This is a genomic window from Stenotrophomonas sp. MMGLT7 (genome assembly GCF_021168555.1).
Lineage (GTDB): Bacteria > Pseudomonadota > Gammaproteobacteria > Xanthomonadales > Xanthomonadaceae > MMGLT7.
In genome coordinates, this window is sequence record NZ_JAJOZS010000021.1 from 14,434 (window position 1) to 39,049 (window position 24,616).

20 protein-coding genes are annotated in these 24,616 nt (G+C 69.3%); 15 read left to right on the forward strand and 5 right to left on the reverse strand.

The window, feature by feature from the left end:
- Positions 1-506: 506 nt before the first annotated feature.
- The gene (locus LRX76_RS17665) at positions 507-3,293 is read right to left on the reverse strand and encodes a bifunctional diguanylate cyclase/phosphodiesterase (protein ID WP_231806946.1); all 2,787 of its coding nucleotides are present in this window, start codon (positions 3,291-3,293) and stop codon (positions 507-509) included.
- A gap of 177 nt (positions 3,294-3,470) precedes the next feature.
- Between LRX76_RS17665 and LRX76_RS17670 the strand changes: the two genes are divergently transcribed.
- Positions 3,471-5,504, forward strand: coding sequence for a PAS domain S-box protein (locus tag LRX76_RS17670; protein WP_231806947.1), 2,034 nt, complete (start codon positions 3,471-3,473; stop codon positions 5,502-5,504).
- Positions 5,505-5,510: 6 nt separating this feature from the next.
- Positions 5,511-7,226, forward strand: a complete 1,716-nt coding sequence (locus LRX76_RS17675; protein WP_231806948.1) for an EAL domain-containing protein — start codon at positions 5,511-5,513, stop codon at positions 7,224-7,226.
- An 87-nt stretch (positions 7,227-7,313) separates the two neighbouring features.
- Here the strand turns inward: LRX76_RS17675 and LRX76_RS17680 are convergent, their stop codons facing one another.
- The 4 genes from LRX76_RS17680 to flgA form a co-directional block, all read right to left on the reverse strand.
- Positions 7,314-8,465, reverse strand: a complete 1,152-nt coding sequence (locus LRX76_RS17680) for an ATP-binding protein (protein ID WP_231806965.1) — start codon at positions 8,463-8,465, stop codon at positions 7,314-7,316.
- A 506-nt stretch (positions 8,466-8,971) separates the two neighbouring features.
- Positions 8,972-9,310, reverse strand: coding sequence for a flagellar protein FlgN (locus tag LRX76_RS17685; protein WP_231806949.1), 339 nt, complete (start codon positions 9,308-9,310; stop codon positions 8,972-8,974).
- Positions 9,307-9,621 (reverse strand): flagellar biosynthesis anti-sigma factor FlgM, encoded by a 315-nt coding sequence (flgM, locus tag LRX76_RS17690; RefSeq protein WP_231806950.1) that lies wholly within the window; start codon positions 9,619-9,621, stop codon positions 9,307-9,309. Before flgM ends, LRX76_RS17685 begins: the two co-directional genes overlap by 4 nt.
- Before the next feature lie 67 nt (positions 9,622-9,688).
- Complete coding sequence (flgA, locus tag LRX76_RS17695) at positions 9,689-10,330, reverse strand: flagellar basal body P-ring formation chaperone FlgA (RefSeq protein ID WP_231806951.1); 642 nt, start codon at positions 10,328-10,330, stop codon at positions 9,689-9,691.
- 393 nt (positions 10,331-10,723) lie between these two features.
- Between flgA and LRX76_RS17700 the strand changes: the two genes are divergently transcribed.
- From LRX76_RS17700 to LRX76_RS17760, 13 genes are all read left to right on the forward strand, one after another.
- Positions 10,724-11,677 (forward strand): chemotaxis protein, encoded by a 954-nt coding sequence (locus LRX76_RS17700; RefSeq protein WP_231806952.1) that lies wholly within the window; start codon positions 10,724-10,726, stop codon positions 11,675-11,677.
- A gap of 231 nt (positions 11,678-11,908) precedes the next feature.
- Entirely contained in the window at positions 11,909-12,310 is a 402-nt protein-coding gene (gene flgB / locus LRX76_RS17705) for a flagellar basal body rod protein FlgB (RefSeq protein ID WP_231806953.1), read from the forward strand.
- Positions 12,311-12,497: 187 nt separating this feature from the next.
- Positions 12,498-12,905, forward strand: a complete 408-nt coding sequence (flgC, locus tag LRX76_RS17710; protein WP_231806954.1) for a flagellar basal body rod protein FlgC — start codon at positions 12,498-12,500, stop codon at positions 12,903-12,905.
- A 35-nt stretch (positions 12,906-12,940) separates the two neighbouring features.
- A complete protein-coding gene (locus LRX76_RS17715) occupies positions 12,941-13,618 on the forward strand; it encodes a flagellar hook capping FlgD N-terminal domain-containing protein (RefSeq protein ID WP_231806955.1) in 678 nt (225 codons plus the stop codon).
- A 34-nt stretch (positions 13,619-13,652) separates the two neighbouring features.
- The gene (gene flgE, locus LRX76_RS17720) at positions 13,653-14,903 is read left to right on the forward strand and encodes a flagellar hook protein FlgE (RefSeq protein WP_231806956.1); all 1,251 of its coding nucleotides are present in this window, start codon (positions 13,653-13,655) and stop codon (positions 14,901-14,903) included.
- Between the two features lie 143 nt (positions 14,904-15,046).
- The gene (locus tag LRX76_RS17725; protein ID WP_231806957.1) at positions 15,047-15,796 is read left to right on the forward strand and encodes a flagellar basal body rod protein FlgF; all 750 of its coding nucleotides are present in this window, start codon (positions 15,047-15,049) and stop codon (positions 15,794-15,796) included.
- A gap of 157 nt (positions 15,797-15,953) precedes the next feature.
- Positions 15,954-16,739: a flagellar basal-body rod protein FlgG gene (flgG, locus tag LRX76_RS17730; protein ID WP_231806958.1), complete on the forward strand. Its 786-nt coding sequence runs from the start codon at positions 15,954-15,956 to the stop codon at positions 16,737-16,739.
- Between the two features lie 17 nt (positions 16,740-16,756).
- On the forward strand, positions 16,757-17,449 hold the full coding sequence (gene flgH, locus LRX76_RS17735; protein WP_231806959.1) for a flagellar basal body L-ring protein FlgH: 693 nt from the start codon (positions 16,757-16,759) through the stop codon (positions 17,447-17,449).
- A 7-nt stretch (positions 17,450-17,456) separates the two neighbouring features.
- Positions 17,457-18,575 (forward strand): flagellar basal body P-ring protein FlgI, encoded by a 1,119-nt coding sequence (locus LRX76_RS17740; RefSeq protein ID WP_231806960.1) that lies wholly within the window; start codon positions 17,457-17,459, stop codon positions 18,573-18,575.
- 1 nt (position 18,576) lies between these two features.
- Positions 18,577-19,716: a flagellar assembly peptidoglycan hydrolase FlgJ gene (flgJ, locus tag LRX76_RS17745; protein WP_231806961.1), complete on the forward strand. Its 1,140-nt coding sequence runs from the start codon at positions 18,577-18,579 to the stop codon at positions 19,714-19,716.
- A gap of 11 nt (positions 19,717-19,727) precedes the next feature.
- A complete protein-coding gene (flgK, locus tag LRX76_RS17750) occupies positions 19,728-21,605 on the forward strand; it encodes a flagellar hook-associated protein FlgK (protein ID WP_231806962.1) in 1,878 nt (625 codons plus the stop codon).
- The gene (flgL, locus tag LRX76_RS17755; RefSeq protein ID WP_231806963.1) at positions 21,602-22,807 is read left to right on the forward strand and encodes a flagellar hook-associated protein FlgL; all 1,206 of its coding nucleotides are present in this window, start codon (positions 21,602-21,604) and stop codon (positions 22,805-22,807) included. The genes flgK and flgL overlap by 4 nt, the downstream gene beginning before the upstream one ends.
- A gap of 468 nt (positions 22,808-23,275) precedes the next feature.
- On the forward strand, positions 23,276-24,505 hold the full coding sequence (locus LRX76_RS17760) for a flagellin (RefSeq protein WP_231806964.1): 1,230 nt from the start codon (positions 23,276-23,278) through the stop codon (positions 24,503-24,505).
- Positions 24,506-24,616: the final 111 nt, after the last annotated feature.

Genomic DNA, 24,616 nt, shown 5'->3' on the forward strand with positions numbered 1-24,616 from the left:
TCGATCCTGAACTGCCTGCGGTCGCTGCGGGGCCTTGGCATTCCACCAGGTTTTCTTTGCTGACCGCCGGGACTCCCCGATCGCAGCCCTGCCCCACATAGCCACTCGCGTTATCTGAAGAACGAGGCGGATAGGGTGGGCCTCGGCCCGCCGCCGCGGACTGTGCCAAGGCGGACGACGCGACGGTGCCACGGCGCGAGCGAATCGACCACGGCTTGAACTCGTGTAGACGGCCCCCGGGCAGCGGCGAAGCCGCGCCGGTGCCAAGCCCGCCCTATGCCTCGCGGGTTGGCCGCTCGCCTGCCGGGGCGCGGCCCGACTGCGGATTCGCCCAAGCCTTTCGCCAGACCAGATCCGCACCCGATGGCGATGCAGCAGCATCGTCCGGCAACCGCGTAGCCCGGGTAAGCGCAGCGCACCCGAGGCATCGGACATCCCGGGTGCGCTGCACCGGGCTACGGTCTCCCCGGCGGCTGCATCCGTTACCGGCACATCCCGGCCCGGAATCAGCTCCCCGCCTGCACCAGCACCGGGCCGGCAGCGCGCAGGTTGCTGCTGTCGCGCATCCACTGCACCAGGTCGCGCGGCGGCAGCGGCCGCGAATGCAGGTAGCCCTGGATCTCGTCGCAGCCCTGCTGCAGCAGCATGGCCTGCTCCTGCACGTTCTCCACGCCCTCGGCCACCACTTCCATGCCCAGCGCATGGCCGAGATGGATGATGGCCTGGGTCACCTCGGCGGTACCGGCATCGGTGAGCATCTCCTGCACGAAGCTGCGGTCGATCTTCAGCCGCTGCACCGGAAACCGGTTCAGGTAATGCAGGTTGGAGAAGCCGGTCCCGAAGTCGTCCACCGCCAGCAGGATGCCGTGCTGCTCGAACATGTCGAAGCAGCGCCGCAGGGTGTCGCTGTCGCGGATCAGGGCCGACTCGGTGAGTTCCAGCTCCAGCCGCTCCGGCGCCAGGCCGTGCTGCCGGCACAGGGCGATGACGCGCTCGCCGAAGTCGCGGTCGCGCAACTGCACGGCCGATACGTTCACCGAGATGCGGTCGAAGGCGATGCCGGCCTGCTGCCAGGCCGCCGCCTGGCGGCAGGCCTCGCCCAGCACCCACTCGCCGAGCCGGGCGATCTCGCCGCACTGCTCGGCGATGGGGATGAATTCGGCCGGGCTGCAGTAGCCCTGCCCGGGACGGTGCCAGCGCACCAGCGCCTCGATGCCGGGCGCGCGCTTGCCGCTGACATGCACCAGCGGCTGGTACACCAGCGAGAACTCCTCGCGGTCGAGCGCGCCATGCAGGGCATGCTCGATCTCCAGCCGGCGCTGCGCCCGCACCAGCACGTCCTGGCTGTAGTAGTGGTAGGTATTGCGGCCGGACTCCTTGGCCGCGTACATCGCCGCGTCGGCGGCGCGCAGCAGGTTGTCGAAGCTGCACAGCGTCTCGTCCTGCAGCGCGATGCCGACGCTGGCGCCGACCTTGAGCAGCTTGTCGCCGGCATGCAGCGGCTCGGCCAGCGCGGCGATCAGCTTGCGCGCGACGTGCCCGGCATCCTCCGGCTCGGCCAGGTCGCGCAGCACCACCACGAACTCGTCGTCGCTGAAGCGGCCGAACAGGTCGTTGTTGCGCAGGTTCTGGTGCAGGCGGCCGGCGGCCAGCTTCAGCAGGGTGTCGCCGGTGGCATGGCCGAAGGAGTCGTTGATGCTCTTGAAGCCGTCCAGGTCGACCAGCAGCATCGCCAGCGTGGTGCCGCGCTCGCGGGCCTGGACCATCGCCTCCTCGGCCTGCTCGCGCAGCAGGAAGCGGTTGGGCAGGCCGGTCAGCAGGTCGTAGTGCGCCAGCAGCTCGATGCGTTCGCTGGCCTCGCGCTCGTGGGTGATGTCGCGCAGCAGCACCACGAACCGCGCCGGCAGGCCTTCGCGCTGGTCCAGCTCGACCAGCACCTGCACCCAGACGCGCTGGCCCGAGTGCCGGTAGAAGCACAGCTCAAGCTGCTCGGGCAGGCCGCCCTCGGCGATCCTGATCAGTGCCGCCTCGAACGCGTCGCGCGAATCCTGGGTGTACATCGCCAGCGCTTCGTCCAGGCTGATGTCCATCTTGCGCAGGCCATGGATGCGGTAGCACTCCTCGGTCCACTGCATGCGCCGCGTGACCAGCTCGATCTCGCAGCCGCCGATCCTCCCCAGCGCGGAAACCCGGTTGAGCAGCTCGGTGCGCCAGCGGATCAGGGCGTCTGTCTGGCGCTGGCTGCTGACGTTCTGCACCTGCCCCAGCACGCGCTGCACGCGCGCCTGGCCGTCGAACATCGGCTGCGCCCAGATGCGCAGGTACAGCGGCGATTCGCGGCCGCGCACGATCTCCACTTCCACGTCCACCACGTGCCCGTCGCGGCGCATCCGCCGCCAGGCACTGCAGAACTGGATGGCCGATTCGCGCGACAGATGCTGCAGCCAGCCGCGAAGGCCGGATACCTGGCGGGCATCGATGCCCACCAGCGCCTCCAGCTCCTGCGACCACCACAGCTGCCCATGGGCGATGTCCCACGACCAGCTGCCCATGCTGGCGATGCGCTGGGCCTCGTGCAGCAGCGCCTGCTGGTCGCGCAACTGCTGTTCCTGCAGCTTGGACTCGTGGATGTCGGTATGGGTGCCGATCATCCGCAGCGGCGTGCCGTCGCCGGCGCTGGAGACGACCTGGCCGCGATCGAGCACCCAGCGCCACTCGCCGTTGCGCTGGCGCAGGCGGAACTCGCAGGCATAGCTCGGCGTGGCGCCGCCCAGGTGCGCCTGCACCGCCTCGCGCAGCCGCTGCCGGTCGTCCGGATGCACCAGTTCGAACAGCTGCGACGAGTTGCCGGGCACCTCGTCGGGCCGGTAGCCGAGCATGCCGGCCCAGCGTGCGGAGCGATAGGTGCGGTCGCTGGCGATGTCCCAGTCCCACAGGCCGTGGCCGGCGCTCTGCACGGCGATTTCCCAACGGCTGGCATCCTGCTCGCCGGGCGCGCCGGGCACGCTCACGGTAAAGGCGAGCAGATGGCCCTGCGCATCCTGGACCGCGCGCAGGCTGGCCTCGATCCGCTGCTCCTCGCCACCGGGCAGCACGCACGGCGCCTGCCCGCCACCGCGGGCCAGCGACTCGCGCATCGGCGCCAGCAGGTCCTGATAGGCCTGCAAGGTGGTGGCCAGCCCCATCGCCTGCGCCGCACGGTTGGCGGCCAGCGGACGGCCGGCAGCATCCAGCACGGCCAGCGCCGAGTTGAGCGGATGCTGCAGCAGGCTGGCAATGAGTCCTCGATCCACACCGAATATCCAGTTGCCCCGGAAGCCGGGGATGCAGGGGTTAGCGGCGGCGCCAGGGTTTAATTGAGCCGACCTGGATGCCGTTAAGATGGCGGCTGCCGGTTGCCTCCCTCCGTCCAGGCCATGCCTACAGATTCCCCCGCCACACCCCCAGGCCCGCTTCCCGCACCGCCGCCGGTGCGGCGATGGAGGCCCGGCGTCGGCTGGATCTGCGCGATCTACCTGCTGCTGGGCGCGCTGTGGATCCTGCTGGGCGACGCGCTGATCCAGGCCATCGCGTCCGATCCGGCCGCGATCTTCCGACTGCACACGACCAAGGACCTGCTGTACGTGGTGGCCACGGCGCTGCTGCTGTATCTGCTGCTGCGACCCTTTGTCGCACGAGCCACGGCCGCGCGCGCGACACAGGAGCAATCCGAAGCGGCCTATCGCGAACTGTTCGAATCCAGCCCCAGCCCGATGCTGGCATACGACCTGCAGACGCTGCGCATCCTCGAGGCCAACCGCGCCGCGCTGGCGTTCTTCGGCTGGGAACGCGAGCAGCTCCTCGGCCGGACGCTGCTGGACCTGTGGCCGGCGCAGCAGGCCGCGCGCATGCACGACCTGGTCGACGCGATACGCCGGGACCGGGCCCCCAGGCGCCTGCCCGGCGAGGAACTGGTCGACAGCCAGGGCCGCCTGCGCCGGGTCGAGACCCAGGGCAACTGCATCCGCTACAAGGGGCGCCTGGTGCGCCTGGTGATCGTCACCGACCGCAGCAGCGAACAAGAGGCCCAGCAGCGCCGCGACCTGGCGATGGCGCGGCTGGAGGAAGCGCAGGTCATCGCCCGGCTCGGCTCGTGGGAGCTGGACCCGGCCAGCGGCCTGGGCCGCTATTCCGACCAGGCCTATCTCATCCTCGGCCGCCAGCCGCCTTCGCCGCCGCAGGCGCACCGGCTGCAGGACCTGCTGGTGGCCGCCGACAGCGTCACCCAGGCCCGCATCGAGGCCCTGATCGACGACATCGGGCGCGGCCACCACCTGCAGATCGACGTGCTGCTGCCGCTGGCCACGCCCGACCTGCAGCTGCGGACCGTCCATCTGCGCGGCGGCCCGGTGGTGCAGGAGGACGGCAGCGCGATCTACCGCGGCACGCTGCAGGACGTGACCGAGCACGAGGAGTCGCGCCGCCTGCTGCACGAACGCGAGGACCAGTTCCGCGAACTGGTGCGGGTACTGCCCGACGGGGTGCTGATCCTGTACGACGAACGGGTGATCTATGCCAACAGCGCCTGTGCGGCGCAGTTCGACCATCCGGTGGAAGCGCTGCTGGGCGAACCGCTGCGGCAGCTGGTGGCCGCGTCCGACCTGGACGCGGTGCGCGGGCACCTGCGGCAACCGCCGCCGGACACCGTCACCGCACGCATGCACCGCGCCGACGGCTCGCTGTTCCAGGCCGGGCTGACCCTGGGCGAAGTACGCTACAGCGGCCGCGACTGCAGGCTGCTGGTCGTGCGCGACCTGACCGAGCCCGAGCGCATGCGCGACGCCCTGGCGGCCGGCAATGCCGAACTGCAGGCGATGGCGCGGCGGCTGTTCTCGCTGCAGGAGGACGAGCGCCGCGCGATCTCGCGCGACCTGCACGACGACATCGGCCAGGCGATCACCGCGATGAAGCTGTCCGCGCACGCGGCGATGGAGGAGGACGACGACGCCCGCCGCAACGAGGACCTGGCCGAGATCGGCCACCTGGCCGATGCCACCGTCGGCAAGCTGCGCAACCTGTCGATGCTGCTGCGCCCGCCGCAGCTGGACGCGCTCGGCCTGGAGGCGGCGCTGCGCTGGCAGGCCAACATGCTGTTCCGCGCCTCGCCGGTGCGGCTGCAGGTGGACATCGCCACGCTGCCGCAGCGCCCCGGCAAGGAGGCCGAGCAGGCCTGCTTCCGCATCGCCCAGGAGAGCCTCACCAACGTATTGCGCCATGCCTGCGCCGGCGAGGTGCGGATCGGCCTGGACGACGAGGACGGCCGCGGCCTGCGCCTGCAGGTCAGCGACGACGGCGACGGCTTCGATCCGGACGGCCCGCGCGGCCTCGGCCTGATCATCATGCGCGAACGCGCCCAGGCCGCGGGAGGGTCACTGAACCTGCATACTGCGCCGGGTGCCGGCACCCGGATCGAGCTGTACCTGCCCTATGCCGCCCTGCGCGAGCACAACCCCAAGGAACCCTGAGCGGCGATGTGGAATCCGGTGACCGAAGCCGAGCAAGGACTTCCGCCGCGCCTGGGCGCGGGCAATCCCGAGCTGGCGGCGATGGTGCGCGAGGCGCTGTCCGGCGGCACCGGGCTGGTACTGATGCACGTGGACATCGACCACTTCGCCTCGGTCAACGAGAACATGAGCGCCGACATCGGCGACCAGGCGCTGGTGCTGCTGGCGCAGCGCCTGCGCGACTACCTGCGCGGGCGCGGCATGCTGTGGCGCCACGGCAGCGACGAGATGGTCATCGCGGTGCCGCGCACGCCCGACTGCCCCGCCCCGGAGGACCTGGCCGAGGACATCCGCCGCCAGATCGAGCTGCCGCTGTCGGTGCTGCCGTACACGCTGTTCATGACCGGCAAGATCGGCGTGAGCCTGTGCCCGGAACATGCGCGCTCGCTTTCCACCCTGCTCGACCAGGCCGAGGACGCGGCCTACCAGGCCGCGCGCGAAGGCGGCAACCTGGTGCGCGTGCATGCCGCCTACATGCCGTCCAGCGCGCACAGCGAGAGCATCATCGCCCGGCAGATCGTCGACGCCATCCCCAACGGCGAACTGCGGCTGCGCTACCAGCCCATCGTCAGCGCGCGCGACGGCCGCATCGTCGGCCTGGAAGCGCTGCTGCGCTGGCAATCGCCGACGCTGGGGATGCTGGTGCCGGAGCGCTTCATGCGCACCGCCGAGCGCCTCGGGGTGATCGTGCAGATCGGCTCCTGGGTGCTCGAGCATGCCTTCCGCCACGCGCGGCAGTGGCGCGACCAGGGTTTCGACGACTTCAACATCGCCATCAACGTCTCCACGCTGCAGCTGCTGCGGCCGAACTTCTTCGGCGAGACCATGGAGGTGCTGCAGGCCGCCGGCGTGCCGCCGGCCACGGTGACGCTGGAGATCAACGAGAGCGCGCTGACCAACAACGTCAACTTCGTCCACGAGACGCTGTCCAACCTGCGCCACGAGGGCATCAGCCTGTGCCTGGACAACTTCGGCACCGGCGACTCCAGCCTCAGCGCGCTGGTGCGCTACCCGGTGGACAAGCTCAAGATCGACCGCAGCTTCATCAAGAGCGCGCCGGCCGGCAACCGCGAGGCCGCCATCGCCCGCGCGATCGTCGCCATGGGCCACCAGCTGGGCATGACGGTGATCGCCAACGGCGTGGAATCGCAGGCGCAGCTCGGGTTCCTGCGCCGCAACGACTGCGATGCCTTCCAGGGCTACATGTTCGGCGAGCCGATGTCGGCCGAGTCGGCCGGGCTGGCGCTGCGGCGCCGCTACCTGCGCCCGGAATCGTTCACCGAGAGCCGCCCGGACCGCACCCTGCTGCTGCTCGACGACGAGGAGAACGTGCTGCGCTCGCTGGTACGGCTGTTCCGCCGCGACGGCTACCGCATCCTCGCCGCCGGCACCGTGCGCGACGCCTTCGACCTGCTGGCCACCAACGACGTGCAGGTGATCCTGTCCGACCAGCGCATGTCCGACATGAGCGGCACCGAGTTCCTGGGCCGGGTGAAGATGCTCTACCCGGACACCGTGCGGCTGGTGCTGTCCGGCTACACCGACCTGGCCACGGTGACCGAGGCGATCAACCGCGGCGCGATCTACCGCTTCCTGACCAAGCCGTGGAACGACGACGAACTGCGCGAGCACATCCGCCAGGCGTTCCGGACGCACGATGAGTTGCGTAACGGCCGGGAATAGGGATTCGGGATTGGGGATTCGCAAGAGCGGATTCAGCCGGATCCGGCAGTCTTGCCAATCCCCAATCCCCAATCCCGAATCCCCGCTTCACCGCGGCTGCCGCACCGGCAGCCAGATGCGGAAACAGGCGCCCTCGCCCGGCACGCTGCTGGCGTCGATGCGGCCGTGGTGCTTGTCGACGATGCTGTAGGAGATCGAAAGTCCCAGCCCGGTGCCGCTGCCCACCGGCTTGGTGGTGAAGAACGGATCGAAGATGCGCTTTAGCAGGTCCGGCGCGATGCCCGGGCCGTCGTCGCGGAACTCGATCCACACCTGCTGGCCCTCCTGCCCGGTGCTGACGACGATGGTGCCGCGCTCGGCGATCGCCTGGCCGGCGTTGAGCAGCAGGTTCATGTAGACCTGGTTGAGCTCGGACGGCAGGCACTCCACCAGCGGCAGCTGGCCGTACTTGCGCTCCAGCGTGACCTTGTACTTGAGCTCGTTCCAGATGATGTTGATGGTCGATTCGAGCCCGGCATGCAGGTCGGCCATCTTCCACGACTCGGAGCGGTCGGAGTAGGAGAAGTCCTTGAGGTCGCGCACGATCCGCGTCACCCGCTCGATGCCCTCGCGCGACTCGGCCATCAGCTGCGGCAGGTCGCGGCTGATGAAGTCGATGTCGAAGCGCTGGCGGATGTCGTCGATCTCCGGGATCAGCGCCTTCGGGTCGGGCGCGCGCAAGGCGCGCTCGTAGGCCTCGATCAGGGTGAACAGGCTGCGCAGGTACTCCTGCAGGCTGCCCAGGTTGGAATGCACGTAGCCGATCGGGTTGTTGATCTCGTGGGCCACGCCGGCGGCGAGCTGGCCGATGGAGGCCATCTTCTCCGACTGCAGCAGCTTTTCCTGGGTGCCGTTGAGCCGCAGATAGGCCTGGCGCAGCTCGGCATGGCGCTGCTGCAGCTCGCGCTCGTAGTCCTGCTGGCCCTCCATGGCATGGAACAGCACCAGGAAGGTGCCGCCGTTGTGATCGGGCTGGAAATACAGGTGCACGATCACCACCCGCTTGCCCACCGGCAGGCTGCCCGTCCACACCCCGCGGCTGCGCGCCTGGGCCAGTGCGCCGGGCGGCAGCAGGGCATCGAGGCGGTCGCCGACCCTGCCCGCCTCGCCGCCGGCGGCGTCGAGCAGCTGCCGGCGGGCCACCGGGTTGGCGAATATCAGGTCGCCGGCATCGTCCAGCAGCAGCAGTCCCTCGATCATCCGGTCGCCCAGGCCGAGCAGGGTCTGGCGCGAAGGCAGGATGGCCGAGGAGAGGATGGAACCGGTCGTGGTGTCTTCGCTCACGTGTGCAGGCATCGTGAATGGGAGCACCCATAGTACGCGGACGCCCGGCCGCGGAGGCCGCTTCGCGGTTCGGCCCCGGACGGTCGCTGCGCGCTGCGCGCATCCGCCAGTCGTGGGAGGCCACGTGGGGCACGCCCTGGCCCGCCTCATGCCTGAGAACCTGTCCACGATCTCAAGGTGGATGCCACACCTGCCGATCGTTCGCCGTGACCCAGGAATGACAAGTAGCGCCAGTCAGCTGTAGGAGCGACTTCAGTCGCGATGCGGCTCTACCGGGAAAGCCTCATCGCGACTGAAGTCGCTCCTACAGAAGATCGCGGACAGGTCCCGGGCGCCGAGGAACCGCCCAGACCCGCAGCCGGTCGATCGCATTGCGCCGACACGGCCGGCGCTCGGGGAGTCCCCGGCGCTGCGAATGGCGTTCAGGCCACGGCGATCGAACGGCTGGCCTGTACTGTGCTGGACTGCCCGCGGGCGTCGTAGGCCGGTGCGCTCTCGCTGCGGCCAAGCTGGCGCAGGGCCCAGTTGACCTCGCGGCGACGGCGCGAAAGCAGCGCCCCGTTGGCGCGGTTGGCCTCGGCCAGTTCGTGCAGGCGCTCGTGCGCGCCGTGCGGCACGTCCAGTTCCAGCGCGCGCAGGGCCTCGAGCTTGGCGGCGGTGGCCTGGATCAGCGCCTGCACGTCGTGCTCGATCAGTGCCTGGCGTTCGCCGGCGATCGCCTGGTCCAGGCGATCGAGCAACGCTAGCGGGCTGTCGCTCATCCGGCCAGCTGCTGGTCCAAGGCGATCATCTTGCTGGCGATGGCGTCGGCGTCGATCTTGTAGCTGCCGCTCTCCAGCGAGCTGCGTACCGCCTGCACCCGGCCGCTGTCGACCGCCGGTGCGGCGGAAAGCTCGCGCTGGATGGCCTGCAGGCCGGACGCCTCGCCGGTCAGGCGCAGGCTGTCGGGCGAAGCGACGGCATCGACCGGGCGGGAACGATCTTCGCCACCGGATGCCGCCTTTGCTGCCCCCACGGATGCGCTGCGCAGCGCCGCGGCGGTGGGCAGGGTGCCTTCGATTTTCTGGGTCATCACACGGATCCTATGTGGTACGCGATGGATAACGGCACGCCGCCGGGCAACTTTAGGGGAACGATACTCATCTGGTCACCACCACGTCACCATTGGCCGCCACCGTCCCCTGCAGCACGCGCCGCGAGGACAGGTTTTCGACGGTGACCCGCTCGTTCTCGCCGGCGTCGGCCAGGGCGCGGCCGGCCATGCGCACCTCGACCCCGCCGCGGCGCGCGATCAGGGCGACGCTGTCGCCGCGCCGGACCAGCCGCGGCGCCACCAGGTCGGTGGCCGACAGCAGGCTGCCCGCCGAGAGCGTGCGCCGGGCCACGCGCCCCACGGCCATGGCCGGATCGGCCAGGGCCGCGCCGGCGATGCGCGAGGCGTCGCGCGTCTCGGTGACGATATCGGCCGGTCCGACGGTTTCCCCAGCGGCCAGCCCGCGGGCGAGCATCACCACATTCTGGTTGCGGCGCACCTTCAAGGGTACGAACAGACGCCAGCCGGCCGCCTGCGGACAGCTGACCTCGACCGTGCTGGTGCCGGTGGGCTGGGCCTGCAGCGCCACCGGGCACAGCGGCAGGCGCATGGCCGGGTCCAGCGTGGCCTCGGCCTGCGCACCGGTCCCCACGGTGGCCAGGGCGGCAGCGCGGATCGATTCGACAGGCTGGTAATCGGCCGCCCACGCCAGCGGCGGGAACAGCAGCAACAGCAGGAACAGGCGCATGGAGGGCTCCATGGGACGGATATGCCGCAGGCGATGCAAGGCGCGTGCCGGAGGCCGTGTCGAATGCCTGGGAGCGCAAGACCCTCGTGTGCCGAGGCACTCCCGGAACCGGGGTAGCGGCGTGCGCGCCAAACATCGGTTCTCGTCATTCCCGCGAACGCGGAAGGCGCTTTGCAGCGGCGCGAGGCGCTTCGCCACAGTCGAACGGGGAGCGGGGTCGATCATCCACGGGCCTCGGAGGCCGATCGCGACGACGTACATGGGTTCCCGATCGCGCGGGAGCGGCGGGAGCGACGAGCGACACTTCCCCCCGCCTGCACCGCCGAGCGACGGCAGCCGGCCGCCCTCGCCGCCGGGCTCAAGTTCCGGGCCGGGCGGGCCGATACCGCCAGCATGTCCCAAGACCTGCTCAACCGTATCGACCAGCGCACCCGGCTGGCCGGACACAATCGCCTGGCGCTGCTGCTGTTCCGGCTGGGCGGCCGTCAGCTTTTTGGCGTGAACGTGTTCAAGGTGCAGGAAGTGCTGCGCCGCCCCGAACTGTTCCAGGTACCGGGCCTGCCGGCACAGTTCTCCGGAGTGGCCGACGTGCGCGGGCGTTCGGTGCCGGTGCTCGACCTGGGCCTGGCCATCGGCCATCCCGAGCGCGAACCCGATGCCGACGTCTCGCCCGGCTACCTGGTGGTCACCGAGTTCAACCGCTCGGTGCAGGGCTTCCTGGTCAGCGGGGTGGAGCGCATCGTCAACATCGCGGTGGAGGACATCCATCCCCCGCCGGAACTGGGCGCCGAGGCCAGCTACCTGACCGCGGTGACGCGCTTCCAGGGCGAGCTGATCCAGGTGATCGACGTGGAAAGCGTGCTGGCCGACATCGCCCAGTCGCGTACCGATACCCAGCTCGATCCGGCGATGGCGCTGTCGTCCGAGGGCCCGCAGCTGCAGGTGCTGGTGGTGGACGACTCGCGCGTGGCGCGCCAGCAGATCCGCAGCGTGCTCGACCAGCTCGGCGTCGGCGCCACCCTGCTCTCGGACGGCAAGCAGGCGCTGGACCACCTGCTGCAGGTGCTGGCCGCCGGCGAGGACCCGTGCGAGCGCTATGCCATGGTGATCTCCGACATCGAGATGCCGGCGATGGACGGCTACACGCTGACGACGGAAATCCGGCGCAACCCGGGACTGGCCGGGCTGTACGTGCTGCTGCACACCTCTCTGTCGGGCGTGTTCAACAACGCCATGGTCGAGCGCGTGGGCGCCAATGCCTTCGTCGCCAAGTACAGCCCGCACGAACTGGCCGACCACGTGCTGGCGCGGCTGCGGGCGGTGGTCGAGGCCCACGCCGCCGCCTGAAGCGCTTGCCGCGGACACGAGCCGGCCTGCAACGGCGTGGCGGGCACGTGCTCGAAACGCTGCAGGAGCGCCGTAGGAGCGCCGTAGGAGCGACTTCAGTCGCGATGGGGCTCTACCGGTAAAGCCCCATCGCGACTGAAGTCGCTCCCACGGGACATTCCAAAGGGCGCTTCCACGGGGTTCTGGCACGCCGCTTGCAACTGCCCCGGCAACGACCCGCGGGAGTGCCGCATGGCCAACCTCATCAATGCCTACCTCGGCGTGCATGCCGATGCGCTGCCGCTGCGCGAGCAGCGCATGAAGCTGATCGCCAGCAACCTCAGCAACGTCGACACCCCCGGCTACAAGGCCCAGGACCTGGACTTCGACGCGGCGATACGCCAGGCGCAGGGCCAGTCCTCCGCCGGCGGCCAGCTGCAGGTGACCGACGCGCGGCACATCGCGCTGGGCGCCGACGGCCTCAATCCGTTCCAGATCACCCGCGAGGCCAGCCAGCCCAGCCTGGACGGCAACACCGTCGATCCGGACGCCGAACGCGCCGCCTACGGCCGCGCCGCGCTGGAGTACCGCGCCTCGCTGAGCTTCGTCGAGTCCAAGGTGCGCGGCCTGCTGACCGCGATCACCGGGCAATGAGCGATATCGCGCAAAAGCTCCCCTCCCCTTGTCCCGCTCGCGAGGCTGGGCACCCTCGGGGTGGAAGGCGCCCGAAGGGCGGATGGGGGCTGTTTGGAGCATGGGAAAGCAACAGCAAAAGCCCCCCATCCGGCGCTGCGCGCCACCTTCCCCCGCAAGCGGGAGAAGAGGAAACAAGGACAAACGCATGAGCAATCTTCCCATCTTCGACGTTGCCGGCTCGGCGCTGCAGGCGCAGTCGGTGCGCATGAGCACCATCGCCTCGAACCTGGCCAACGCCGATTCGGTCGCCGGCTCCGCCGAGGCCGTCTACAAGCCGATCGAGCCGATCTTCCAGGCCCAGCGCAATCCCGACGACTCCAGCCTGACCTCGGTCAAGGTCAAGGAGATCACCCAGAGCGACGCCCCGCCGATCAAGCGCTACGAGCCGGGCCACCCGCTCGCCGACGGCGACGGCTATGTGTATTCGCCCGACGTGGATCCGGTATCGCAGATGGTCAACCTGATCTCCGCCTCGCGCAATTACCAGGCCGGCGTGGAGGTGCTCAACACCGCCAAGGAACTGGCGCTGGCCACCTTGACCATGGGTCGCTGACCCCGTTCCCCTCCACGCCCCACCAGGACCCCGCCATGAGCAGCGTCGCCAGCGACATCTACAGCAGCCTGGGGCTGACCGCCTCCAGCACGACCACCTCCACCACCTCCTCCGACGCCCTCGGGCAGGCGGATTTCCTGAAGCTGATGACCGAGCAGCTCAAGCACCAGGACCCGCTCAACCCGATGGAGAACAGCGAGTTCCTCGGCCAGCTGGCGCAGTTCTCCACGGTCCAGGGCATCAACAGCCTGCAGAGCACCGTCGAGGGCTTCGCCACGGCGCTGAGCAGCGACCAGGTGCTGCGCGGCGCGGCGCTGGTCGGGCACGAGGTGCTGGTGCCCTCGGCCAAGCTCGCGCTCGACGACGCGGACGGCACGGTCAACGGCGTGGTCGCGGCGACCGCCGCCGGCACCATCAACTTCGACATCAGCGACGCCAACGGGCAGCTGGTCAAGACGCTCAGCGTGCAGGCCGACGCCAGCGGCGAGGTGGCGTTCTCCTGGGACGGCACCGATGCCAACGGCCAGCGCATGGCCGCCGGCACCTACTCGGTCGCCGCCACCCAGATCGACGCCAGCAACGGCGAGAAGACCACGCTCTCCACCTATGTGCAGGCGCCGGTGGAAAGCGTGACCGTCGGCTCCGACGGGCTGTACCTGAACCTCAAGGGGCTGGGAGCGGCCCCGATCGACTACGTGCTCCGCGTCAGCTGAGCCGGCAACCCCAAGAACGAAACGGAGTCCATCCATGGCTTTCAATACCTCGTTGTCCGGCATCAACGCAGCCAATGCCGACCTGAACGTCACCTCCAACAACATCGCCAACGTCAACACCACCGGCTTCAAGGAATCGCGCGCCGAGTTCGCCGACATGTTCCAGAGCACCAGCTACGGGCTGGCGCGCAATGCGGTGGGCTCGGGCGTGCGCGTCAGCAACGTCGCCCAGCAATTCTCGCAGGGCAACATCGACCCGACCGGGCGCAGCCTGGACCTGGCGATCTCGGGCGAGGGCTTCTTCACCCTGTCGCTGAACGGGGCGCGCGTGTACAGCCGCGCCGGCAACTTCCAGAGCGATGCCAACGGCTACGTCGTCGACCCGCAGGGCGCGCGCCTGCAGGTGTTCGCGCCCAACGCCAACGGCAACGGCTTCGACGTCGGCCGCCTGACCGACCTGCAGCTGCTGACCACCGACAGCGCGCCCAAGCAGACCACCACGGTCAACCTGGCCTTCACCCTGCCGGCCAATGCCTCCGAGCCCACGGTCTCGCCGTTCGACCCGGCCGACTCCAACAGCTACAACCACTCCACCGGCGGCATCACCGTCTACGACTCGCTGGGCGTGAGCCACACCCAGACCTCGTACTTCGTCAAGACCGCCAACACCGGTGAGAACGGCGAGAACACCACCAACACTTGGCAGGTCTACAACTACGTCGACGGCGAGCAGGTCGGCGATCCGACCACGCTGGAGTTCTCCGACACCGGCGCCCTCACCGTCCCGGCCGCCCCCGGCATCATCGCCCTGGGCGACTTCACCCCGAGCACCGGCGCCGGCGTGCTGAGCATGTCGCTGGACATCAGCGGATCGACCCAGTACGGCGAATCCTTCGCGCTGCGCGACACCCGCCAGGACGGCTATGCCAGCGGCAAGCTCAACGAGATCAGCATCGACACCACCGGCGTGGTGTACGCGCGCTACTCCAACGGCGCCGACCAGGCGCTGGGCCAGGTCGCGCTGACCACCTTCGTCAACCCGCAGGGCCTGCAGTCGCAGGGCAACAACCATTGGGCCGAGAGCTACGCCTCCGGCAACCCGCGCACCGGCGCACCGGACACCTCCGACTTCGGCCAGATCGAGGCCGGCTCGCTGGAAGCGTCCACGGTCGACCTGACCGAACAGCTGGTCAACATGATCGTGGCCCAGCGCAACTTCCAGGCCAACGCGCAGATGATCACCACCCAGGACCAGATCACCCAGACCGTCATCAACATCAGGTAACGCCGGGATTGGGGAGTCGGGATTGGGGATTCGCAGAAGCGGATCCCCGCATCCCCTTGGTCGCCGTCCTCGTCGACGCACCCCGCCCCGCGTCCCGCTCTTGCCAATCCCCAATCCCGACTCCCCAATCCCGGCCCCAGCCCATGGACAAAGCCCTCTACGTCGCCATGACCGGTGCCCAGGCCTCGCTGCAGGCCCAGGGCACGGTCTCGCACAACCTGGCCAACGCCAATACGCACGGCTTCAAGGCCGCGCTGGCCAATACCCGGGCGTTCCCGATCCAGGGCAACGGCTATCCCTCGCGCATCGATGCGATGCACGTGGACCAGGGCTTCGACCGCGGCCTCGGCGCGCAGCAGGTCACCGGCAACGCGCTGGACGTCTCGCTGCGCCAGGACCGCTGGCTGGCGGTGCAGGCCAGCGACGGCAGCGAGGCCTACACCCGCGGCGGCGAATTGACGCTCACCGCCAACGGCCAGCTGGTCACCAACGGCGGCCGCGCGGTACTGGACGAGGCCGGCAACCCGATCGCGATACCGCCCAACCAGGCCCTGGAGATCGGCAGCGACGGCACGATCTCGATCATCCCGCAGGGCGAAGGCCCGCAGACGATGCTGCAGCTCACCCGCATGCGCGTGGTCGAGGCCCCGGCCGAACGGCTGCAGCGCGGCGGCGATGGCTTGATGCGCAACACCGACCCCACCCAGCCGTTCGTCCAGGCCACCGGCAAGGCGCTGGACAGCGGCTCGCTGGAAGCCAGCAACGTCGATGCGGCCGGCGCGCTGGTGCAGATGATCCAGCTGCAGCGCCAGTTCGAGATGCAGGTGAAGGTGATCAAGCACGGCGACGAGAACGCGCAGTCGGCCAACACCCTGCTGCGGGTGAGTGGGTAGGAAGCCGGGATTGGGGATTCGGGATTGGGGATTCGTGAAGAGCAGTAACGCCTTCGCGAATCCCCAATCCCGAATCCCGAATCCCAACCTTTCGGCACAACGATTGCATGTACACCGGCAACGGCGCAGATCCGGCGCCCCAGCGAGGAGCGAGGACATGAATCAGGCCCTGTGGGTCGCCAAGACGGGACTGGACGCGCAGCAGACGCGCATGTCGGTCGTCTCGAACAATCTGGCCAACACCAACACCACCGGCTTCAAGCGCGATCGCGCCCAGTTCGAGGACCTGCTGTACCAGCAGCTGCGCCAGCCCGGCGGCGCGACCTCGGCGCAAACCCAGCTGCCGACCGGCCTGCAGCTCGGCACCGGCGTGCGCGTGGTCGCCACTTCCAAGGACTTCGCCCAGGGCAACCCGCAGCAGACCGGGCGCGCGCTGGACGTGATGGTCAACGGCCGCGGCTTCTTCGAGGTGCTGCTGCCCGACGGCACCTCCGCCTACACCCGCGACGGCAGTTTCCAGCTCAACGACCAGGGCGAACTGGTCACCAGCAGCGGCTATCCGGTGCAGCCGGGCATCCAGATCCCCGAGGGCGCGCAGTCGATGACGGTCGGCACCGACGGCACCGTCACCGTGCAGGTGGCCGGCCAGGCGCAGTCGCTGGAAGTCGGTTCGCTGACGCTGACCGACTTCATCAATCCCTCCGGCCTGCAGTCCAAGGGCGAGAACCTGTACGTGGAGACCACCGCCTCCGGGCCGGCGCAGAACGGCACCCCCGGCCTCAATGGCCTGGGCACCATGGTGCAGGGTTCGCTGGAGGGCAGCAACGTCAACGTGGTCGAGGAACTGGTGAGCATGATCGAGACCCAGCGCGCCTACGAGATGAACGCCAAGGCCATCTCCACCACCGACTCCATGCTCAGCTACCTCAACAACAACGTCTGACCACGGACATCACCACCATGGCCCGCCCTTCCTCACTCGTCCGCATCGCCCCGCTGGTGCTGCTCCCGGCCCTGCTCGGCGGCTGCGTGGCCGCCGGCGACATCCGCCCGTACGCGCCGATGGCGCCGATCGTGCCGGTCGTCGCGCCCAGCGCCGAACCCAGCGCCGGCGCGATCTATGCCGCCGGCCCGAGCCTGAACCTGTACGGCGACCGCCGCGCCCGCGAGGTCGGCGACCTGCTCACCATCACCCTGGTGGAAAGCACCACCGCCCAGACCACCGCGACCACCGGCATCAGCAAGAGCACCGACATCGCCATGGGCGCGCCGACTCTGCTCGGCCGCGGCGTCACCGTCGGCGGCACCGCGATCCTGGAGAACTCGGCCAGCTCCGACCACAGCTTCGACGGCTCGGGCCAGAGCGCGCAAAGCAACAAGCTGCAGGGCAGCGTCACCGTGACCGTGGTCCAGCGCCTGCCCAACGGCAACCTGGTGGTGCAGGGGCAGAAGAACCTGCGCCTGAACCAGGGCGACGAGCTGGTGCAGATCCAGGGCATCGTGCGCGCCGCCGACGTCGCCCCGGACAACACCGTCCCCTCCAGCAAGGTGGCCGAGGCACGCATCGCCTACGGCGGCCGCGGCGCGGTGGCGCAGTCCAACGCGATGGGCTGGCTGGGCCGCTTCTTCAACTCGCGGCTGTCGCCGTACTGAGGCCTCCATGAAGCCGTTCCCCCCTTTCCTGCGCATCGCCGCCGCACTGCTGGCCTCGCTGGCACTGGCCGCCCCGGCCGCGGCCGAGCGCATCAAGGACCTGGCCCAGGTCGGCGGCGTGCGCGGCAATGCGCTGGTCGGCTACGGCCTGGTGGTCGGCCTGGACGGCAGCGGCGACCGTACCAGCCAGGCGCCGTTCACCGTGCAGAGCCTGAAGAACATGCTCGGCGAGCTGGGCGTCAATGTCCCGTCCAGCGTCAATCCGCAGCTGAAGAACGTGGCCGCGGTGGCGATCCACGCCGAGCTGCCGGCGTTCGCCAAGCCGGGCCAGCCGATCGACGTGACCGTGTCCTCGATCGGCAACTCGGTGTCGCTGCGCGGCGGCTCGCTGCTGATGGCCCCACTTAAGGGCGCCGACGGCCAGGTCTATGCCATCGCCCAGGGCAACCTGGTGGTCGGCGGCTTCGGCGCGCAGGGCAAGGACGGTTCGAGGATCTCGGTGAACGTGCCCAGCGTGGGCCGCATCCCCAACGGCGCCACGGTCGAGCGCGCCCTGCCCGACGTGTTCGCCGGCAGCGGCGAGATCACCCTGAACCTGCACCAGAGCGACTTCACTACCGTATCGCGGATGGTGGCGGCATTGGACGACAACTTCGGCCCCGGCGTGGCCCGCGCGGTCGATGGCGGTACCGTGGCGGTGCGGGCACCGACCGATCCCGGCGCCCGCATCGGCATGCTGGCGCGCATCGAGAACCTGGAGCTGACCCCCGGCAGCGCACCGGCCAAGGTGGTGGTCAACGCCCGCACCGGCACCGTGGTGATCGGCTCGCTGGTACGGGTGAGCCCGGCGGCGATCTCGCACGGTTCGCTGACCGTGACCATCAGCGAGTCGGCCAACGTCAGCCAGCCCAATGCCTTCGGCGGCGGCCAGACGGTGGTGACGCCGCAGTCCAACGTCAGCGCCAGCCAGGAGGGCAACCGCATGTTCAAGTTCGAGGGCGGCACCACGCTCGACGAGATCGTGCGCGCGGTCAACGAGGTCGGCGCCGCCCCCGGCGACCTGATCGCCATCCTCGAGGCGCTGCGCCAGGCCGGCGCGCTGAGCGCGGAGCTGGAGGTGATCTGACATGCGCATCGCCGCCTCCCCCATCGAACTGAACCCGCAGACCGGCAGCGATCCGCAGAAGATCGACCAGGTCTCGCGCCAGCTCGAAGGCCAGTTCGCGCAGATGCTGATCAAGAGCATGCGCGATGCGAGCTTCGGCGATTCGCTGTTCCCCGGCGAGAACCAGATGTTCCGGGAGATGTACGACCAGCAGATCGCCAAGGCGATGACCGAGGGCAAGGGCCTGGGCCTGTCGGCGGTGATCGCGCGCCAGCTGGGCAAGACCGACGCGGCGGCGCAGGCCCCCGCGGACACCTCGACCGGCGGCACCTCGATCAGCGGCGCCCAGGCCGCCCGCGCCTACTCGCTGGTGGCCGGCCGCTCCGGCGGCGACGTGCTGCCGCTGCAGCAGGCCGCGCCCGCCCTGGACCTGATCGCCGGCCGCGACACCTCCAGCCTGCACGCATCGCTGGGCCGGGGCACGGCCGAGGACTGGTCGCTGGACGACCGCTGGACGCTGCCGGCCGGCGAAGCCGCCGGTACCACCGACACCGCGTCCAGCGACAGCGTGGCCCAGGCGGCCGCGCAGGCCGCCGCCGCCAGCCTCGGCGAGCGCACCCCGGAAGGCTTCGTCGCCAGGATCTGGGGCCACGCCCAGCAGGCCGCGCGCGAACTGGGGGTGGACCCGCGCGCGCTGGTGGCGCAGGCGGCGCTGGAAACCGGCTGGGGCCGCAAGGGCATCACCCGCGGCAACGGCAGCGACGCCAACAACCTGTTCGGCATCAAGGCCACCGGCTGGTCCGGCGAGCGCGTCAATGCCGGCACCCACGAGTACGTCGGCGGCGTCAAGCGCAGCGAGCGCGCCGACTTCCGCGCCTACGGCTCGGCGGCGGAAAGCTTCTCGGACTACGTCCGCCTGCTCAAGACCAGTCCGCGCTACCAGCAGGCGCTGCAGGCCGGTACCGACGTGCGCAGGTTCGCGCAGGGCCTGCAGCGCGCCGGCTACGCCACCGACCCGGCCTATGCCGCCAAGATCGCCGCGATCGCCGCCGGCCCCACCATCGGTCGCGCCGTGGCCGCGGTGGGCGATGCCGCGACCGGGCTGATGCGCGGCTTCGCCAGCAACGCCGACCCGGCCGGGCCGGCCACCACCCGACGCTGAGGTAATCGCCCATGTCCGTCCTGTCCACCGGCACCGGCGCCCTGATCGCCTTCCAGCGTGCGCTGTCCACCGTCAGCCACAACGTCGCCAACATCAACACCGAAGGCTACAGCCGGCAGACGGTGTCGTTCGCCACGCGCACGCCCACCGACCAGGGCTACGGCTATGTCGGCAACGGCACCAAGATCACCGACATCAGCCGCGTCGCCGACCAGCTGGCGATCTCGCGCCTGCTCGATTCCGGCGGCGAGCTGTCGCGGCTGCAGCAGCTGTCCTCGCTGGCCGATCGCGTGGACAGCCTGTTCTCCGACACCGCCACCAGCGTCTCCGGGCTGTGGTCCGGCTTCTTCGACTCGGCCAGCGCGCTGTCCTCCAACGCGTCCTCCACCGCCGAGCGGCAGAACGTACTGGACAGCGCCAACTCGCTGGCCACCCGCTTCAAGCAGCTCAACGGCCAGCTCGACAGCCTGTCCAGCGAGGTCAACAACGGACTGATCGCGGCCACCGACGAGGTCAACCGGCTCACCCAGCAGATCGCCAAGCTCAACGGCCAGATCGGCAACAACGCCGCCAGCGCCTCGTCGGACCTGCTCGACCAGCGCGACCGGCTGATCTCGCAGCTGGTCGGCTACACCGGCGGCACCGCCGTGACCCAGGACGGCGGCGCGATCAACATATTCACCCCCGGCGGGCAGGCGCTGGTGGTGGGCACCACCGCATCCTCGCTGACCACCGTGGCCGATCCCTACCAGCCGACCCGGCTGCAGCTGGCGCTGCAGACCCAGGGGCTGAACGTGGCGATCAGCGACAAGGCGATGGGCGGGCAGATCGGCGGCCTGCTGGAGTTCCGCAGCAGCGTGCTCGATCCCACCCAGGCCGAACTCGGGCGCCTGGCCGTGGGCCTGGCCACCAGCTTCAACGATGTCCACGCGCAGGGCGTGGACCTGTACGGCGCGCTGGGCGGGGACTTCTTCGACCTGGCCGCGCCCGGCGTGGCCGCCAACCCGGCCAATACCGGCAGCGCGGCGCTGAGCGCCAGTTTCGGCGACCTGTCCGCGCTGGACGGGCAGAACCTGCTGCTCAAGTTCGACGGCAGCAACTGGAGCGCGAGCCGCACCGACACCGGCGCCAGCGTGGCCCTCAGCGGAAGCGGCAGCGCCGACGATCCGCTGGTGGTCAATGGCGTCGAGCTGGTGGTCTCCGGCAGCGCCGCCGCCGGCGACAGGTTCCTGCTGCAGCCCACCGCCGGCGTGGCCGGCAGCCTGTCGGTGGCGATCACCGACACCTCGCGCATCGCCGCCGCCACCGCGGTCAAGGCCAGCGCGACGCTGTCCAACATCGGCACCGGTGCCATCAGCGACGTGCAGGTGACCGACGCGAGCGATCCCGCCCTGCTCGCGTCAGCGTCCATCGAGTTCATCGACGCCACCCAGTACACCATCGACGGCGAAGGTCCCTACCCCTACAGCGCCGGCCAGACCATCAGCGCCAACGGCTGGAGCTTCACCCTCGATGGCGCCCCCGCCGCCGGCGACAGCTTCTCCGTCGGTCCCACCGGCGCCGGTTCCAGCGACAACGGCAACGCCAAGCTGCTGGCGGCGGTGGAGAACCTAAAGGCCTTCAACGGCGGCACCGTCACCCTCAGCGGCGCGGTCTCCGGGCTCACCACCGCGGTCGGCTCGGCCGCCCGCGCGGCCGACTACGCCTCCGAGGCGCAGAAGATCATCAACGACCAGGCCCAGGCCACGCGCGATTCCATCTCCGGGGTCAACCTGGACGAGGAAGCGGCCGATATGCTCAGGCTGCAGCAGGCCTACCAGGCCGCCTCGCAGCTCATCTCCACCGCCGACACGATGTTCCAGACCATCCTGAGCGCCGTCAGCCGATGAACACCCGCATCTCCACCAGCATGATGTTCAGCCAGTCGGTGGCCACCATGCTAGCCAAGCAGACCAAGATGGCGCACCTGCAGCAGCAGCTCTCCACCGGGCTCAGGCTGGTCACCGCCAAGGACGACCCGGTGGCCGCCGGCACCGCGGTCGGGCTGGACCGGGCGCTGGCGTCGCTGGAGCAGTTCGGCAAGAACGCCAACACCGTGCAGAACCGGCTGGGCCTGCAGGAGAACGCGCTGGCGCAGGCCGGCGAGATCATGGCGCGCGTCAACGATCTGACCATCCAGGCCAACAGCAGCGTGCTCACTTCCGACGACCGCCAGGCCATCGCCAGCGAGCTGTCCACCCTGCACGACAGCCTGCTGAGCCTGGCCAACAGCACCGACGGCACCGGCCGCTACCTGTTCGGCGGCGCCGCCGACGACAGCGCGCCCTTCGCCAAGGTCAACGGCCAGGTGGTCTACAACGGCGACCAGACCCAGAAGAAGGTGGAGGTCGCGGCCGACACCTTCGTGTCCGACGCGCTGCCGGGCAGCGAGATCTTCATGCGCATCCGTACCGGCGACGGCACCGTGGACGGACACGCCGCCACCGCCAACACCGGCACGGGCATGCTGCTGGACCTCGGCCGCGACGCCAGCACGGGCGGCTGGGACGGCGGCAGCTACACCGTGCAGTTCACCGCCGAGGACACTTACACGGTGCTCGACAGCGCCGGCAACGAAGTCGCCAGCGGCAGCTACAGCAGCGGCGAGGACATCGTCTTCGCCGGCCTGCGCATGCGCATCGAGGGACAGCCGGCCGCCGGCGACAGCTTCGGCATCGGCGCATCCGCCAGCAAGGACGTGTTCTCCACGATCACCGACCTGGTCGCCGCCCTCGGCACCGATCCGGTCACCGATACCGAGAAGGCGGCGCAGCAGAACACCCTGCAGTCATCGCTGCGCGACATCGCGCAGGCATCGTCGAAGATGATCGACTCGCGCGCCGCCGGCGGCGCGCAACTGGCGGCGATCGAGACCGCGACCGAAGTGCGCGCCGCCAACGAAGTCACCCTCAAGACCACCCTGTCCTCCATCCGCGACCTCGACTACGCCGAGGCGATAGGCCAGTACCAGCTCGAACAGACGGCGCTGCAGGCGGCGCAGAGCATCTTCCTGCAGATGCAGAACATGTCGCTGTTCAACAAGCTCGGCTGACGCTGCGCCCATGCGACCGAGGGCCCGGCTCGCCTCGTGGCGCCGGGCCTTTTCCCTGGTGGGCGCTTTCGTCCCCGCATTCGTCTGATCCGGGTACACACCGGAAAAGCCAGGACCGTCGTTCCCGCGCAGGCGCGGACCCAGCGTCTTCCGTCCGGATCGCGCTCTTGCCCGGGCCACCGACTCCCCGCTCCGCATCCGGACGACCAGCAGCGACCGAGCTGGATCGGCACCGTGGAAAATCATTCCTAAAGTTTCCGGCGGCGCCGCCGAATCTGTTCCTCCTGTCCTGTCGCAAGTCCTTGTGGACTTGGAAAAAAAGCCGAAAAAACCTCGCGACGCGCTAAAGCTTGTTGACACCTCGCCGTTATTCATTCCAGCAGCGGCAACGGCCAAATGATGGCCCCCCTGCGAAAGGCTCCAGGCAATCTTGGATTGCCGGAAAAATCGCTCAGAGGAGAAATCAAGATGGCACAGGTAATCAACACCAACGTTATGTCGCTGAACGCCCAGCGCAACCTCAACACCAGCAGCGCGAGCATGGCGACCACCATCCAGCGCCTGTCCTCGGGCCTGCGCATCAACAGCGCCAAGGACGACGCCGCCGGCCTGGCGATCAGCCAGCGCTTCACCACCCAGATCCGCGGCATGGACGTGGCCTCGCGCAACGCCAACGACGGCATCTCGCTGGCGCAGACCGCCGAAGGCGCGCTGAGCGAGATCGGCAACAACCTGCAGCGCATCCGCGAGCTGTCGGTGCAGTCGGCCAACGCCACCAACTCCACCACCGACCGCGAGGCGCTGCAGTCCGAAGTGACCCAGCTGCTGTCGGAAATCGACCGCGTCGCCAAGCAGTCCGACTTCAACGGCACCAAGCTGCTGGACGGCAGCTTCAGCGGCGCCCTGTTCCAGGTCGGCGCCAATGCCGGTCAGGCCATCGCCATCGACAAGGTGGTGGATGCCAAGGTCTCCTCGCTGGGCGGCTCGAATTTCGACAGTGGCGTCTCCGCCACCGGAACCACTGCCATCACCCAGTTGGATGCAACTGCCGGGCTGACGGAAGAAGTCAAGCTGAGCGGTTCCATTGGCGGCACCAGTTTCGAAGTCGTGGTAGCCAAGGGCAGCGACCAGGCAGCTATCGACAAGGCACTGGCCAGCGCAATCAACTCCAAGATCGGCGAGAGCGGCATCTACGCTGCGGTATCGGATACCGACGGCTCACTGACGCTGACCTCGGTCAAGAGCGGGGAGACCATCACCGACACGGCCGAGAACCCGATTCTGTCGCTGAGCTACGCCGTACGCGACACCGATGACAAGACCAAGTGGGCTGCCGCCACCGACCTAACCACCGCTTACACCGCAGGCGATGCCGAGACCGATGTCTACGCCGGCAGCATCGACATCTCCGACGTTCTCGGCGCCCAGCAGGCCCTGTCGATTGTCGACAACGCGCTGCAGTCGGTCAACAGCACCCGCGCCGACCTGGGTGCGGTGCAGAACCGCTTCACCTCGGTGGTCGCCAACCTGAGCACCTCCTCGGAGAACCTGTCGTCTTCGCGCAGCCGCATCCAGGATGCCGATTACGCCGCCGAGACCGCCGAGCTGACCCGCACGCAGATCCTGCAACAGGCCGGCACCGCGATGCTGGCCCAGGCCAAGTCGGTTCCGCAGAACGTGCTGAGCCTGCTGCAGTAACCGCAGCCCGCTCTGCCGCCGCAATCAAAAGGCCCCTCTCCGGAGGGGCCTTTTTTCGTCGCCGTGTAGGAGCGGCGTAAGCCGCGAGGGCTTTCCCCAGTAAAGCCCTCG

Bases quoted from the DNA above. Each gene is read 5' to 3' on its own strand.
- LRX76_RS17675 (WP_231806948.1), top strand. From the start codon at position 5,511: ATGTGGAATCCGGTGACCGAAGCCGAGCAAGGACTTCCGCCGCGCCTG.
- LRX76_RS17680 (WP_231806965.1), bottom strand. From the start codon at position 8,465: ATGATCGAGGGACTGCTGCTGCTGGACGATGCCGGCGACCTGATATTC.
- LRX76_RS17685 (WP_231806949.1), bottom strand. From the start codon at position 9,310: ATGAGCGACAGCCCGCTAGCGTTGCTCGATCGCCTGGACCAGGCGATC.
- flgM (WP_231806950.1), bottom strand. From the start codon at position 9,621: ATGACCCAGAAAATCGAAGGCACCCTGCCCACCGCCGCGGCGCTGCGC.
- flgA (WP_231806951.1), bottom strand. From the start codon at position 10,330: ATGCGCCTGTTCCTGCTGTTGCTGCTGTTCCCGCCGCTGGCGTGGGCG.
- LRX76_RS17700 (WP_231806952.1), top strand. From the start codon at position 10,724: ATGTCCCAAGACCTGCTCAACCGTATCGACCAGCGCACCCGGCTGGCC.
- flgB (WP_231806953.1), top strand. From the start codon at position 11,909: ATGGCCAACCTCATCAATGCCTACCTCGGCGTGCATGCCGATGCGCTG.
- flgC (WP_231806954.1), top strand. From the start codon at position 12,498: ATGAGCAATCTTCCCATCTTCGACGTTGCCGGCTCGGCGCTGCAGGCG.
- LRX76_RS17715 (WP_231806955.1), top strand. From the start codon at position 12,941: ATGAGCAGCGTCGCCAGCGACATCTACAGCAGCCTGGGGCTGACCGCC.
- flgE (WP_231806956.1), top strand. From the start codon at position 13,653: ATGGCTTTCAATACCTCGTTGTCCGGCATCAACGCAGCCAATGCCGAC.
- LRX76_RS17725 (WP_231806957.1), top strand. From the start codon at position 15,047: ATGGACAAAGCCCTCTACGTCGCCATGACCGGTGCCCAGGCCTCGCTG.
- flgG (WP_231806958.1), top strand. From the start codon at position 15,954: ATGAATCAGGCCCTGTGGGTCGCCAAGACGGGACTGGACGCGCAGCAG.
- flgH (WP_231806959.1), top strand. From the start codon at position 16,757: ATGGCCCGCCCTTCCTCACTCGTCCGCATCGCCCCGCTGGTGCTGCTC.
- LRX76_RS17740 (WP_231806960.1), top strand. From the start codon at position 17,457: ATGAAGCCGTTCCCCCCTTTCCTGCGCATCGCCGCCGCACTGCTGGCC.
- flgJ (WP_231806961.1), top strand. From the start codon at position 18,577: ATGCGCATCGCCGCCTCCCCCATCGAACTGAACCCGCAGACCGGCAGC.
- flgK (WP_231806962.1), top strand. From the start codon at position 19,728: ATGTCCGTCCTGTCCACCGGCACCGGCGCCCTGATCGCCTTCCAGCGT.
- flgL (WP_231806963.1), top strand. From the start codon at position 21,602: ATGAACACCCGCATCTCCACCAGCATGATGTTCAGCCAGTCGGTGGCC.
- LRX76_RS17760 (WP_231806964.1), top strand. From the start codon at position 23,276: ATGGCACAGGTAATCAACACCAACGTTATGTCGCTGAACGCCCAGCGC.